Below are 12456 nucleotides of genomic sequence, written 5' to 3'. Positions count from 1 at the left end.
CCGCGGAAGAGCTAGGTCTGATCGCCATACGCCCGATTGAGAGGGACTCGGATGGACGCCGCGGAGTCGATGGCTGAGCCGCAGCCGTCGCCGCCGAAGCCCGTGCCCGGCCTGACCGAACGCGAGGTCGAGATCCTCGCCTTCGAACGTCAGTGGTGGCGACACGCCGGGGCGAAGGAGAACGCCATCCGCGAACGGTTCTCGTTGTCGGCCACCCGCTACTACCAGCTGCTCAACAAGCTGCTGGAGAAGCCCGAGGCGATCGAGGCCGACCCGATGCTGGTGAAGCGGCTGCGCAAGACGCGCGCCGCCCGGCAGCGCAAGCGAGGCGCCCGGCGACTGGGGATCGAGCTGAAATGAGTGTGTTTTCGGGCATGTCCCGGCCGATGAAGGCCGCGGGCGTCGCGCTGATCGGCGTCGCCGTCGTCGCGGCGGTCGTCGGCGGGATCACCGCGCTGAGCGGCGACGGCGCCAACGAGGCCGGGCCGAGCGGTACGTCGTCGACCTCGCCGGGCACCTCGGGCGGGACGTCCGCGCCGCCGGCCACCTCGTCGACGGCCACCCCGCCCTCGACGTCCGCGAACCCGACGTCGCCCACGCCGCCGTCGCCGACCACGCCGCCGCCCGGGCAGCCCACGCAGGGCCAGCCGGGGCAGCCGGGTGGCGACCAGCAGGCGTCCAACAAGTGGGTGACCGTCCGGGTCTTCAACAACTCGACGATCAAGGGCCTGGCGGACCGGGCGGCGGAGGACTTCCGCGGCAGCGGCTGGAACGTCAACGAGGTCAGCAACTACTCGCAGGGCGTCATCCCGACGACGACGGCGTTCTACCGCCCGGGCACCGACGAGGAAGCCGCGGCCAAGCAGCTCGCCCAGGAGTTCGGCATCAAGGCGGAGCCGCGCTTCCCGGGCATCGAGAGCGCGAGCCCCGGCGTGATCGTGATCGTGACGAAGGAATACCAGTCCGGCCACAAGGGCAGCTGACCGCACACTTTGTAACGCAAAGCCGCACTTTCTCGGGGAAAGTGCGGCTTTGCGTTACAAAGTGGGTCAGTTCGCGGCCTGGGTTTTCGCATATGCCTCGAGTGCCGCGAGCTGGGCCGGGTCGAGGCTGGGCCGGACCGTCTTGCGGGCCGCGTCCAGGTGCGCCGCCGTGACTTCCCGGGCCTCCAGGGACTCGCGCATCGCCGTCAGGGCCGCTTCGCGGATCAGCGCGGCGCAGTCGGCCGCCGAGTAGCCGTCCAGAGTGGACGCGACCTCGGTCAGGTCCACATCGGACGCCAGCGGCGTGTTCTTCGAGCTGGCCGCGAGGATCGCGGCGCGGGCTTCGGCGTCCGGCGGCGGCACGTAGACGCGGCGCTCCAACCGGCCCGGCCGCAGCAGCGCCGGGTCGACCAGCTCGGGCCGGTTCGTCGCGCCCAGCACGACGACCTCGCGCATCGGCTCGACGCCGTCCAGCTCGGTGAGCAGCGCCGCGACCACGCGGTCGGCGACACCGGAGTCCGACGACTGGCCGCGGCGCGGGGCCAGCGCGTCGATCTCGTCCAGGAAGATCAGCGACGGCGCGGCCTCGGCGGCCCGGCGGAACAGCTCCCGCACCGCGCGCTCGGACTCGCCGACCCACTTGTCCATCAGCTCGGCGCCCTTGACCGCGAAGACGTTCAGCGCGCCGGTGCCCGCGAGCGCCCGCACGAGGAACGTCTTGCCGCCGCCGGGCGGCCCGTAGAGCAGCACCCCGCGCGGCGGTTCGACGCCGAGCCGGGCGAACGAGTCCGGGTACCGCAGCGGCCACAGCACGGCCTCGGTGAGGGACTGCTTGACGTCGACCATGTTCCCGACGTCGTCCAGGGTCAGCCCGCCGGTGGCCAGGTTGTCCGAAGTGGACATCGACACCGGGCGGACGGTGGCCAGCGCGTCCAGCAGGTCCTGCTGCGAGATCCGCGGCTCGTCGGTGTCGCGCTGGCGCAGCGCGGCCCGCAGCGCCGCGTCCCGCCGCAGCGCGATCAGGTCGGCGGCGACGAACCCCGGAGTCTTCTCGGCGAGGACACCGCAGTCGATGCCGGTTTCGAGCGGGACGTCGCGGAGCAGCACGTTCAGCAGCTCACGCCGGGTCTTCGCGTCCGGCAGCGCCAGGCCGAGCTCGCGGTCCAGCAGGTCGGCGGTGCGCAGCCGCGGGTCGGCGGACTCCGCGCGGGCCGTCGTCGCGACGACGGCGAACCGCCCGCGCCGCAGCGCTGTCCGCAGCTCTTCCAGCACGACCGTGGCGACCGGCGGCGGGGTGGCCGCGGGCAGCAGCGCGTCGACGTCGGTGAGCAGCAGCACGGCGGGGCCGTCGGCGGAGCGGACCGCCTCGCGCAGGCGCGCGACCGCGACGTTCGGGTCCAGCACGGCCAGGTTCGGCGCGGCCAGCGGCACGACGTGGATGCCCGCTTCGGCCGCGACCGACCGCACGAGCGTCGCCTTGCCGACGCCCTCGGGCCCGGACAGCAGGACGCCGAGGTGGGCGGGCGCGCCCAGCCGCGCGAGCAGCTCGGGCCGGTGGAACGCCAGGTCGAACCACTCGCCGAGCTTGCGCGCGGCGGCCTCGGCGCCGATCAGGTCCGCGAGCGGGACGGCCGGTTCGGCGGTCTCCTCGACGACGGCGACTTCGTCTTCGACGATCTCCGCGTCGATCCACTCCTCGGCGGCGGTGACGGCGGAGGTGCGCACCAGCGCGGTCGCCGTCCGGGGCGCGGCGGGCTCGGCGGCCGGCCGGGCGCCGTCGCGCCAGACGACCACTGTGGACGGTCCGACCGCGACGGTGCCGGCCGGCTCGGTCGCGGTGACGGTGAGCAGCTCGTTGGTCCAGGTAGCGCCGATCGCCCGGGACAGCTGCCCGCGCAGCCCGGCCGGGTCGGACCCCGGCGTCGGCGCGAGGTCCTGCGGCAGCAGCGAAACGGCGTCGCCGACGGTCAGCACCTTGCCGATGAGGGCGAGCCGCAGCATGTGCGGGCTGACCGAGACGCTGGCCAGCCGCGACCCCGCCACGGTCACGGTCCGCGCGGCGGCGACCTCGGCCGGCGCGACCACGACCTCCGAGCCCTCGGTGACCCCGAGGTTCGACATGGTGACGTCGTCGGTGAGCAGCACACCGGGCATCCCGGCCTCGTCGGCGGGCGCGGCGAGCGCGGCGCTGACCCGCGCCCCGGTGAGGTGCACGGCGTCCCAGGCCCGCAGGCCCAGCGCGTCGAGGACTTCGGGGTGCAGCCGCACGACACCGCGACGGGTGTCCAGCGCGGACGGGGTGTGCCGGACGGTCAGCGTGATCTGGGGGTGGCTCACGCCGTTCACCCTAGCGATCCACGGCCCACCCGAAAGCCGTGAAGGCCTCCTTGCCGGTCATAAATGCCGGTAAGGAGGCCTTCACGGATCTTCGGGACTACTTGCGGCGCAGGCCGATCTGGCGCCAGGAGCGGCGGCGCTGGCCGTTCTCCGACGGGCTGCGGGGGGTGCGGACCGTTTCGCCGGTGCGGGGGAGCCGGACCGCGCGCATCGCCGCGCCCGCGACGCGGCGGCGCAGCGGGGGACGCAGGCCGAGCCGGCGGGTCGAGCGGGCCCGGCGGATCGCGCGGCGTTCGCGCGGTGGGACCGTCCAGGCCTCCGGGTGCGCGGCCAGCCAGCGGTGCCGGTAGACCGAGTACGGGATGTGCGCCAGGTACAGGACCATCGCCACGATCAGCGCGACCAGCGGGAACTGGATGATCGCCGCGGCCAGCAGCGCGACGCCGATCAGCAGCGGCGCGATCGCCTTGGCCGGGGCCTTGACCGTCTTCAGCGACAGCGTCGGGATGCGGCTGATCAGCAGCGCCGCGATGGCGACCGTCCACGCCCACACGACGTACTGCGAGGACCACCAGCCCTCGCCCCACTGCAGGTACGCCACCAGCGGCAGCATCGCGAGCAGGCCGCCCGCGGGCGCCGGGACGCCGACGAAGAACTCGCTCGCGTACGGCGGCTGCTCGGTGTCGTCCAGCAGCGTGTTGAACCGCGCGAGGCGCAGGATCATGCAGACGGCGAAGATCAGCGACGCCACCCAGCCGATCCGGTCCGCGCCGGTCTGCCAGACGTAGATGACCAGCGCCGGGGCCACGCCGAAGGAGATGCCGTCGGACAGCGAGTCCAGCTCGGCGCCCATCTTCGACGTCGCGTCCAAGAGCCGGGCGATCCGGCCGTCGAGGCTGTCGAGCACCGCGGCGATGCCGATCGAGGCGATCGCCATCGCGTAGTTCTTCGTCAGCGCGAACTGCACGGCCGAGAGGCCCGCGCACAGCGCCAGCACCGTGATGGCGTTCGGCAGCAACCGGACGCCCGGGGTGGTCACGCGGACCATCGATCAGCCTTTCGCAGGCGCGGCAGGGAGTTCGGCGATCACGGTTTCGCCGCCGATCGTGCGCTGGCCCTTGCTGACCAGCACCGTCGAGCCCGGCGGGAGGTAGAGGTCGACCCGCGAGCCGAAGCGGATGATGCCGTAGGTCGCGGCGGCGCCGACCTTGTCCCCCTCGCGGATCTCGCAGAGGATGCGGCGCGCGACCAGCCCGGCGATCTGCACGACGACGAGCTCGTGGCCGTCTTCGGTGCGCATCAGCACGGAGTTGCGTTCGTTGTCGTCGCTGGCCTTGTCCAGGTCGGCGGAGAGGAACTTGCCGGGCCGGTAGGCGACCCGCTCGATCACGCCGTTCGCCGGCACGCGCTGGACGTGCACGTCGAACACCGAGAGGAACACCGACACGCGCATCCGCGGCTCGGCCGGCAGGCCCAGCTCGGCGGGCGGGACGGCTTCCTCGATCAGCGACACCAGCCCGTCGGCCGACGCGAGCGCGACGCCGTCACGCGGCGGCGGGACCCGCTTCGGCTCGCGGAAGAACGCGGCCATCGCCACGGTCGCGAGCGCGCCGACGACACCGAGGCGCTTGGAGAACCGGCGGGCGACCAGCGTCGCGACGGCCCCGCCCGCCACGAACGGGCGGCCCGCGGGGTGCATCGGGGGCAGCGTTTCGCGGGCGAGCTGCACGGCGTGCGCGACTGGGTTGCCGGCGGGCTCCGGCCGGGTGCCGCTCATGGTCGGGTCCCCTGGTTTCGTGTCGGAAGAACTGTCGGCGCCGGTGGTCCGGCGGCCGCGTACGGGCGCCACCACGCTACCGCTGCCCCAGGTGAGCGTGTCCGCGTCCCCCTCGGTGGCTCCTCCGCGAGGGGGTCACCGCGACGGGTGGGAGCGACCACACCTCGGTAACGCAAGGTCGATTTCACCGATAACTCTGGGTAGTTGATGCCGTTCGGGGCGCTGCCACGCACCCCGCCCGACCCGAAGAGGGGGACGATGACCGACCACCGCGATCCGGCCCACGTCCGCCTCGTCGAGCTGTTCGGCGCGTGGCGCGCGGAGATCGACGAAGTGCCGCTGCCGTCGCTGGTGGACCCGGTGCACGCGGTCGACGTCGTCATCGAAGCGAAGGAAAAAGGGGGCCGGGTGCATCCGCCCCCCGACGGCGCATGCACCCGGCCACCGGGTAATGCGCGTGACGAAGCAGTCTAGCGGCCGAAGGGCTGTCGATCACGATTCGTCCGGCAAAAGTTACCAACGGTCACTCGGACGTCGGCCGAGCGCGCTCACGAGCCGCAGGATCGCCAGCAGCGCGACAGCGCCGAGGACGGCCACGCCGAAGCTGGGGAAGTCGAAGTCGAACGTCTTCGGCTGGCCGGTCGCGAGCCGGTAGACCAGCCCGCCCAGCGCCGCGCCGACCACGCCGACGAGCACGCTGACCAGGCAACCCTGCCGGCGCCGCGCCCGGCCGCCGACGACCAGGTTTGCGGCCCAGCCGACGATCGCGCCGAAGATGACCCATGCGACGAAGCCCATGGCGGGAGCTTACGCGAGCAGACGTACAAGAGCCATTGCACAAGAAGTCTTGTACAACTACTCTTGTTCGTCATGAGCGACGACATCCGGGAGATCCGGGATTCGAAGGTGCTGGCGGCCATGTCGCACCAGCTGCGCCGCCGGCTCCTGGAGCTGCTCCACCTCGACGGCCCCGCGACCGCGTCGATGCTGGCCGCGAAGACCGATCAGGCGGTTGGCAACGTCAGCCACCACATGAAGGTGCTGGCCGCGGCGAAGCTGGTCGAAGAAGCCCCGGAACTGGCCCGCGACCAGCGGGAACGGTGGTGGAAGCGCAGTGCGAAGACCCTGCGGTGGGCCGCGGCCGACTTCCCCGGCGACCCGGTCGCCGAAGCCGCCGAAGTCCTCGTGCTCGACCACCAGACGGCGGTCGCCCGCGAATGGATCGCCAACCGGGACACCTACCCCGAACACTGGCGCGGCGGCCCGTTCAGCATCGACACGTGGGTGCGGCTCTCGCGCGAGGAGCTCGACGAGCTGAACGAGCGGATCTTCCTGATGATCGGCGAGTTCGAGAACCGCACCGAACCCGGTGACGGCGTCGAGCGCCGTCCGGTCTTCTTCGCCGCGCGGGCTTCGCTGGGCCAGCCGTGAAGGGGCTCTGGGGGAACAGGGACTTCCGGCTGCTCTGGACCGGCGAGACGACCAGCATGCTCGGCAGCATGGTCGCGAGCACGGCGTTGCCGCTGGTCGCGGTGGTCACGCTGGAGGCGAGCACGTTCGAGGTCGCGCTCCTGACGGCGGTGGCCTGGCTGCCGTGGCTGCTGGTGGGCCTGCCCGCCGGGGCCTGGGTCGACCGGCTGCCGAAGCGGCCGGTCATGCTGCTCTGCAACACGGTGTCGATGGCGGTGTTCGGCAGCGTCCCGCTCGTCGCCGTCCTCGGCGCGCTGACCATGCCCTACCTGCTCGCCGCCGCGCTGCTCGGCGGCATCGCGAAGGTCTTCTTCACCCTCGCCTACCGGGCCTACCTCCCGGTGCTGGTCGCCCCGGGCGAACTCCTCGAGGCCAACGCCAAGCTGCAGGGCAGCGAGTCCGCGACGCAGGTCGCCGGGCCCGGCCTGGCCGGGCTGCTGGCGCAGGCGTTCGGCCCGGTCAGCGGCATCCTCGCCGACGCCGTCAGCTTCGGCGTCTCCGTGCTGTGCGTGCGGGCGATCCGGGTGCGCGAGACCGTCGTCCCGCCGGTCCGGACGCCGTTGCGCAGCCAGATCGCCGAAGGGCTGCGGTTCGTCGCCGGTGACCGCTACCTGCGATCGCTGATGACCTTCGGCGCCGTCTCGAACCTCGCCCTCGCCGGCTACCAGGCCATCCAGATCGTGTTCCTGTCCCGCACGCTCGGCGCCGCGCCCGGCCTGGTCGGGCTGGTGCTGGCGACGGCCGCCTCCGGTGGTGTGCTCGGCGCGGCCCTGGCCGGACGGCTCGCCGCCCGCTTCGGCGCCGCCCGCGCGTGGCTGCTGTGCGAGATCGTCGCGGCCCCGATGCTGCTGCTCGGGCCGTTGAGCGGTCCCGGCTGGGGCCTGACGCTGTTCGTGCTCGCGGAGTTCGGCGTCTGCGTCGGTGTCGTCGCCGGCAACGTGCTGGTCACGACGTTCCGGCAGCAGTACTGCCCGCCCGAGCTGTTCAGCCGGGTCAACTCCAGCATGTCGATCGTCAACTACGGGTCGATCCCCCTGGCCGGGGTCCTGGGCGGCCTGCTGGGCGAGGTGCTCGGCACCCGCGAAACGCTCTGGGTGGCCGCGGGGGTTTCGATCGTCGCGCTGCCGCTGCTGGCGCCGTACGGGAAGCTGCGGGACTTCCCGGTCAGAGCAGCAGGACGTCCACCTCTTGCCCGGCCGCTGCCGACGTGACGTCCTCCGGCAGCACGATCAGGCAGTTGGCCTGCGTGAACGCGGCCAGCAGGTGCGAGCCCGGCCCGCCGCGCGGCCCGACGATCCCGGTGACTTCGCGGTCGGACGGCGTGAACACGCCCCGGCGGTACTGCCGGCGCCCGGCGGGCGAGGACATCTCTTCGGTCAGCCGGGCCCGCACGCGCCGCCGCGAGACGTCGGTGTGGCCCATCGCCGTCAGCAGCGCCGGGCGCAGGAACGCCTCGAAGGACACCAGCACGCTGACCGGGTTGCCGGGCAGCGTCACCACCGGCACGCCCTGCCAGTGCCCGCAGCCCTGCGGCCCGCCCGGCTGCATCGCGATCTTGGCGAACTCGACGCCCTGGCCGGTCAGCGCGTCCTTCACCACCTCGTAGGCGCCCGCGCTGACGCCGCCGGAGGTCACCAGCAGGTCCGCGTTGGCCAGCTTCGGCTCGATGACCTTGCGGAACTCCTCGACGTCGTCGACCACGCTGCGGACGACGTCGACCTCGCAGCCGAGCGCGCGGATCGCCGCGGCGAGCATCACGCTGTTGGACTCGTAGATCTGGCCGTGGCGCAGCGGGGCTGGCGCGTCGACCAGTTCGGTGCCGGTCGAGGCGACCAGCACCCGCAGCGGCCGGTGCACCCGCACCTCGGCCAGCCCGACCGCGGCCGCGAGCCCGAGTTGGGAGTGGCCCAGCACGGTCCCGGCGTGCAGGGCGACGCTGCCGGCGACGACGTCCTCGCCGGTCCGCCGGATGTGTGCGCCCTCGCGGGCGGGCGCCGAGATCGTCACGGTCTCCGTGCCGCCGTCGGTGTCCTCGACCATCACCACGGCGTCGGCGCCGGGCGGCAGCGGGGCGCCGGTCATGATCCGGTGCGCGGTGCCCGGTTCGAGGTTGCCGACGTCGACCCGGCCGGCCGGGATGTCGTCGGCCACCGGGAGGGTGACCGGCGCGGTGGTGACGTCGGCGGCGCGGACCGCGTAGCCGTCCATGGCGGAGTTGTCGAAGGGCGGCAGGGACACGCCGGCCCGCACGTCTTCGGCCAGCACGAGGCCGGCCGCGGCGGCGAGGGGCAGTGCGGTGGCGGGTGCGGTGCCGAGCAGCTCGGCGACGCGGTCGCGGTAGTCGTCGACGGAGATCACCGGACCATCCTCCCCGCCTTTCGGGGTCGTGCAAGACTCTGCCCCGTCACGAGCACGCCAATGGGGAGCAAGCATGCAGGTTCAGGTCCGTCAACAGCCTTCGTTCGCCGTCGCCCGGCTGATGCTGGCGCCCGGTGAGCCGTGCCAGGTCGAATCCGGCGCGATGATGGCCACCAGCTACGGCGTGCAGGTCCAGTCGCAGGCGCAGGGCGGGATCATGAAGGGGCTGGGCCGCGCGTTCCTCGGCGGCGAGTCCTTCTTCATCTCCACCTTCACCGCGCCCCAGAACGGCGGCTGGGTCGACGTCGCCGCCAACCTGCCCGGCGACATCCAGGTGATCCCCCTCGACGGCCGCACCGGCTGGGCCGTCACCCGCGGCTGCTGGCTCGCGTCGTCGCACGGCGTGCAGACCGAGACCAAGTGGGGCGGGATGAAGAACCTGATGGGCGGCGAAGGCGGGTTCCTGACCCACGCCACCGGCCAGGGCCAGCTGCTCGTCGCCTGCTACGGCGCGGTCGAGACGATCACGCTGCAGCAGGGCGAGATGGTCACCATCGACACCGGGCACGTCGTCGCGTACGCCGACACCGTGCAGTACCAGATCCGGAAGGTCGCGCAGGGCATCATCCAGTCCATGAAGAGCGGCGAGGGCCTGGTGTTCGACTTCGTCGGCCCCGGTCAGATCATGACGCAGACGCGCAACCCGTCCGCGTTGGTGAGCTGGATCATCTCCCACGTCCCGTCCCGCTGATGCGCGTCCAGACCCGGCACACCCCCGGCTTCGGCGTCGCCCGCGTCCTGCTGGACCCGGGCGAGGCCGTGCAGGCGTCGCCCGAGACGTTGCTCGCCAGCCGGTTCGGGGTCACCGAAACCCCGGCCGGCCGCGGCGGCGTCCGCGCGAGCAAGGCGACGACGGTGGTCTACACCGCGCCGTCCGACGGCGGCTGGATCGACTTCGCGCCGCTGCGCCCCGGCGACGTCTACCCGCTGGACGTCGGCGGCGGCACGGGCTGGTCGGTGCACCGCGACGCGGTGCTGGTGCGGCCCTCGACGGTCCGCCACGACCCGAACTGGACGCCGTTGCAGCAGCTCTTCGGCGCCGACTCGGGGTTCCTCGAGCACTACAGCGGAACCGGCCCGCTCGTGCTGGCCGCGCCCGGCCCGGTGGACGCGTTCGAGCTGGGCAAGGGCGAGCTGGTCACGGTCCGGCCGGACTACCTGCTGGCCTACCCGGACACGGTCCAGTGCCGCCTGCGGGCGCTCGACCCGGGCGGCCCGCAGTCGCTCCGCAGCGGCGAAGGGCTCGCCGTCGACTTCGCGGGACCGGGCACCGTGCTCGTGCACGCGCGGAACAGACGCCTTTCGGGCACGTGATCTTCGGACGAATTGCCCATTGCCGCGGACAATAATTCCGGTAGCGTGATTGGCACTTCCGCCGCTGGCCTCCGCTCGGGCCAGCGGATCCTTTGTGCTGAGGGAGGGCGCCGTGGCTGTCGGCACCGTCAAATGGTTCAACTCGGAAAAGGGCTACGGGTTCATCGAATCGACGGAGGGTCCGGACGTCTTCGTCCACTATTCGGCCATCCAGTCCGAAGGATTCCGCACTCTGGACGAGGGCGATCGCGTCGAGTTCGAAGTGCAGTCCGGCCGCGACGGCCGCAGCCAGGCAGCCGACGTGCGCAAGGTTTCGTAGCGGAGCCGGTCAGCTGATCGGTGAACCCCCGGCAAGCGCCGAACCTGGGGCGTTAGGCTGCGGGCGTGACAGGCGATGTGTCGGGGGACCTCACCGGTCGCCGGCTGGGCAACTACCGCATCGACGGGGTGCTCGGCAAGGGCGGCATGAGCGTCACCTACAAGGCCACGGACGTGCGTCTCGGCCGCAAGGTGGCGCTGAAGGTCATCGGTGACCACCTCGGGGCCGACGCCGAGTTCCGCGAGCGGTTCGTCGACGAGGCGCGCAACACGTCCGCGATCGACCACGCCAACGTCGTGCCGCTGTACGACTTCGGCGAGCTCGACGGCATGTTGTACATCGCCATGCGGATGGTCGACGGCGGTGACCTCGCCGGCCTGATCGCCGGCGGCCCGATCGCGCCCGCGCGCGCCCTGACGATGCTCGACCAGGTCGCGGACGCCCTCGACACCCTGCACAACCGTGGTCTGGTCCACCTGGACGTCAAGCCGGCGAACGTGCTGGTGACGAAGAAGGAGACGTCGCGCGAGCACGTGTACGTCGCCGACTTCGGCCTGACGCGCCGCGGCGCGACCGGCCACCGCACCCGCGGCGGCGACTTCCTCGGCTCGCCGACGTACGCGGCGCCGGAGCACCTGCGCGGCGAGCCGCTGGACGGGCGCACCGACCAGTACGCGCTGACGTGCGTCCTCTACGCGTGCCTGACCGGCAGCCCGCCGTTCAAGGGCGACGTGCCGACGGTGATCAAGGGCCACCTCAACGGCGAACCGCCGGCGATCTCGCGCGCGGTCGCGCTGCCGCCGTCGATCGACGAGGTCGTCCGGCGCGGCATGGCCAAGAACCCCGCGGACCGTTACCCGAGCTGCGTGGAGATGGTCGCGGCCGCCCGCCGCGCGCTCGGCCAGCTGGCGACGTCCGACACCCCGCCGGGCCCGCCCGGGTCCAATTCGGGTGGAGTTCCCGCGCCGCACCGTCCTGGTCAGGTACAACAGGGGCCGCACCAGAACAGCGCACCGCAGGGAGAGGGGGCCCCCGTGCACCCGTACGGAGGACAGCAGCAGCCCGGCTACGGCCAGGGCCCGCAGGGGCCGCAGGGCCCGCAGGGGCCTGGTGGGCCGCAGGGGCCGCCGCCGCAGGGCCCGCCGCCCGGCTACGGCTACCCGCAGCAGCCGGGCATGCCGCCGCAGGGCCCGCCGCCGGGGTACGGCTACCCCCAGCAGCAGCCGGGGATGCCGCCGCAGGGCATGCCCCCGCAGGGCTACGGCCAGGACCCGATGCGTCTGCGCCCGCCGATGCCCGCGGGCGGCGCGGGCGCGTTCCACCAGCCGAAGAGCGGTGGCGGCAAGAAGTGGATCTTCATCGTGCTCGGGCTGGTCGTCGTGGCCGGGCTGGTCGTGGGCGCGATCTTCCTGTTCTCCGACGGCGGCAGCGGCGGTGGCGGCACGACGACGGCCCCGAACATCCCGGTCGGCCCGGGTGGTGACTCGCAGACCAACCCGACGTCGTCGCTGAACGCGCCCCCGACGTCGATCAGCATCAAGCCGGGCAACTGACGGGCCGGTGCGGCGGTCCGCGATGTCATGAAAGGGTCGTTCACCTCGCCAGACGACATGAACGACCCATTCATGACATCCCTGCGGCGCCGGGAGACCACGCGTCCGCGCTCGGCCGGCGTCCGGGCTCGCGAGATCGTGCGGCGCTGAGCAGGTCTTCTTGCACTCTCCCCCCGAGAGTGCTAAACACGGTCTTGGCACTCGACGCCGTCGAGTGCCAAAGGTCGGGACGGTGAGGCTGGCCCCCACCCGGGTGCAGTCGTCCGTCGCGGGCACCGAGCCTGG

Annotated in this window: 14 protein-coding genes; 9 read left to right on the top strand and 5 right to left on the bottom strand. The window is 72.6% G+C overall.

Annotated elements, in window-relative coordinates:
• Positions 1-51: 51 nt before the first annotated feature.
• Together EIY87_RS13610 and EIY87_RS13605 are read left to right on the top strand one after the other, a co-directional pair.
• Entirely contained in the window at positions 52-360 is a 309-nt protein-coding gene (locus tag EIY87_RS13610; RefSeq protein WP_086857646.1) for a DUF3263 domain-containing protein, read from the top strand.
• Positions 357-983 carry a LytR C-terminal domain-containing protein gene (locus tag EIY87_RS13605; RefSeq protein ID WP_225439857.1) on the top strand — a complete coding sequence of 209 codons (627 nt, stop codon included), beginning with the start codon at positions 357-359 and terminating at the stop codon, positions 981-983. The genes EIY87_RS13610 and EIY87_RS13605 overlap by 4 nt, the downstream gene beginning before the upstream one ends.
• Positions 984-1049: 66 nt before the next feature.
• Here EIY87_RS13605 and EIY87_RS13600 read toward each other — a convergent pair whose 3' ends face one another.
• The 3 genes from EIY87_RS13600 to EIY87_RS13590 form a co-directional block, all read right to left on the bottom strand.
• On the bottom strand, positions 1050-3320 hold the full coding sequence (locus EIY87_RS13600; protein ID WP_125308060.1) for an AAA family ATPase: 2271 nt from the start codon (positions 3318-3320) through the stop codon (positions 1050-1052).
• Between the two features lie 97 nt (positions 3321-3417).
• Positions 3418-4368 carry a CDP-diacylglycerol--serine O-phosphatidyltransferase gene (pssA, locus tag EIY87_RS13595; RefSeq protein ID WP_125308059.1) on the bottom strand — a complete coding sequence of 317 codons (951 nt, stop codon included), beginning with the start codon at positions 4366-4368 and terminating at the stop codon, positions 3418-3420.
• A gap of 3 nt (positions 4369-4371) precedes the next feature.
• Positions 4372-5097 (bottom strand): phosphatidylserine decarboxylase, encoded by a 726-nt coding sequence (locus EIY87_RS13590; RefSeq protein WP_125308058.1) that lies wholly within the window; start codon positions 5095-5097, stop codon positions 4372-4374.
• Positions 5098-5355: 258 nt separating this feature from the next.
• On the opposite strand from EIY87_RS13590, the gene EIY87_RS13585 reads away from it, so the two are divergent.
• Entirely contained in the window at positions 5356-5571 is a 216-nt protein-coding gene (locus tag EIY87_RS13585; protein ID WP_125308057.1) for a hypothetical protein, read from the top strand.
• 39 nt (positions 5572-5610) lie between these two features.
• Here the strand turns inward: EIY87_RS13585 and EIY87_RS13580 are convergent, their stop codons facing one another.
• The gene (locus EIY87_RS13580) at positions 5611-5895 is read right to left on the bottom strand and encodes a GlsB/YeaQ/YmgE family stress response membrane protein (protein ID WP_125308056.1); all 285 of its coding nucleotides are present in this window, start codon (positions 5893-5895) and stop codon (positions 5611-5613) included.
• Between the two features lie 72 nt (positions 5896-5967).
• Between EIY87_RS13580 and EIY87_RS13575 the strand changes: the two genes are divergently transcribed.
• Together EIY87_RS13575 and EIY87_RS13570 are read left to right on the top strand one after the other, a co-directional pair.
• Positions 5968-6528, top strand: a complete 561-nt coding sequence (locus EIY87_RS13575) for a helix-turn-helix domain-containing protein (RefSeq protein ID WP_125308055.1) — start codon at positions 5968-5970, stop codon at positions 6526-6528.
• Positions 6525-7778 carry an MFS transporter gene (locus EIY87_RS13570; RefSeq protein ID WP_125308054.1) on the top strand — a complete coding sequence of 418 codons (1254 nt, stop codon included), beginning with the start codon at positions 6525-6527 and terminating at the stop codon, positions 7776-7778. The genes EIY87_RS13575 and EIY87_RS13570 overlap by 4 nt, the downstream gene beginning before the upstream one ends.
• Here EIY87_RS13570 and moeA read toward each other — a convergent pair.
• On the bottom strand, positions 7732-8925 hold the full coding sequence (gene moeA, locus EIY87_RS13565) for a molybdopterin molybdotransferase MoeA (RefSeq protein ID WP_125308053.1): 1194 nt from the start codon (positions 8923-8925) through the stop codon (positions 7732-7734). The genes EIY87_RS13570 and moeA overlap by 47 nt on opposite strands.
• A gap of 73 nt (positions 8926-8998) precedes the next feature.
• Between moeA and EIY87_RS13560 the strand changes: the two genes are divergently transcribed.
• From EIY87_RS13560 to EIY87_RS13545, 4 genes are all read left to right on the top strand, one after another.
• Entirely contained in the window at positions 8999-9676 is a 678-nt protein-coding gene (locus tag EIY87_RS13560) for a TIGR00266 family protein (protein WP_125308052.1), read from the top strand.
• Positions 9676-10299 (top strand): AIM24 family protein, encoded by a 624-nt coding sequence (locus EIY87_RS13555; RefSeq protein WP_125308051.1) that lies wholly within the window; start codon positions 9676-9678, stop codon positions 10297-10299. The genes EIY87_RS13560 and EIY87_RS13555 overlap by 1 nt, the downstream gene beginning before the upstream one ends.
• 112 nt (positions 10300-10411) lie before the next feature.
• Positions 10412-10618: a cold-shock protein gene (locus EIY87_RS13550; protein WP_003085446.1), complete on the top strand. Its 207-nt coding sequence runs from the start codon at positions 10412-10414 to the stop codon at positions 10616-10618.
• A 65-nt stretch (positions 10619-10683) separates the two neighbouring features.
• A complete protein-coding gene (locus EIY87_RS13545) occupies positions 10684-12171 on the top strand; it encodes a serine/threonine-protein kinase (RefSeq protein ID WP_191984083.1) in 1488 nt (495 codons plus the stop codon).
• Positions 12172-12456 lie beyond the last annotated feature (285 nt).

This window comes from Amycolatopsis eburnea (assembly GCF_003937945.1).
Lineage (GTDB): Bacteria > Actinomycetota > Actinomycetes > Mycobacteriales > Pseudonocardiaceae > Amycolatopsis > Amycolatopsis eburnea.
This window is presented reverse-complemented; position numbering and strand designations above follow the sequence as displayed.

What these genes read in the sequence shown, in the direction of transcription:
- EIY87_RS13610 (WP_086857646.1), top strand. Translation starts at nt 52, where the DNA reads ATGGACGCCGCGGAGTCGATGGCTGAGCCGCAGCCGTCGCCGCCGAAG.
- EIY87_RS13605 (WP_225439857.1), top strand. Translation starts at nt 357, where the DNA reads ATGAGTGTGTTTTCGGGCATGTCCCGGCCGATGAAGGCCGCGGGCGTC.
- EIY87_RS13560 (WP_125308052.1), top strand. Translation starts at nt 8,999, where the DNA reads ATGCAGGTTCAGGTCCGTCAACAGCCTTCGTTCGCCGTCGCCCGGCTG.
- EIY87_RS13575 (WP_125308055.1), top strand. Translation starts at nt 5,968, where the DNA reads ATGAGCGACGACATCCGGGAGATCCGGGATTCGAAGGTGCTGGCGGCC.
- EIY87_RS13580 (WP_125308056.1), bottom strand. Translation starts at nt 5,895, where the DNA reads ATGGGCTTCGTCGCATGGGTCATCTTCGGCGCGATCGTCGGCTGGGCC.
- EIY87_RS13585 (WP_125308057.1), top strand. Translation starts at nt 5,356, where the DNA reads ATGACCGACCACCGCGATCCGGCCCACGTCCGCCTCGTCGAGCTGTTC.
- EIY87_RS13590 (WP_125308058.1), bottom strand. Translation starts at nt 5,097, where the DNA reads ATGAGCGGCACCCGGCCGGAGCCCGCCGGCAACCCAGTCGCGCACGCC.
- pssA (WP_125308059.1), bottom strand. Translation starts at nt 4,368, where the DNA reads ATGGTCCGCGTGACCACCCCGGGCGTCCGGTTGCTGCCGAACGCCATC.
- EIY87_RS13555 (WP_125308051.1), top strand. Translation starts at nt 9,676, where the DNA reads ATGCGCGTCCAGACCCGGCACACCCCCGGCTTCGGCGTCGCCCGCGTC.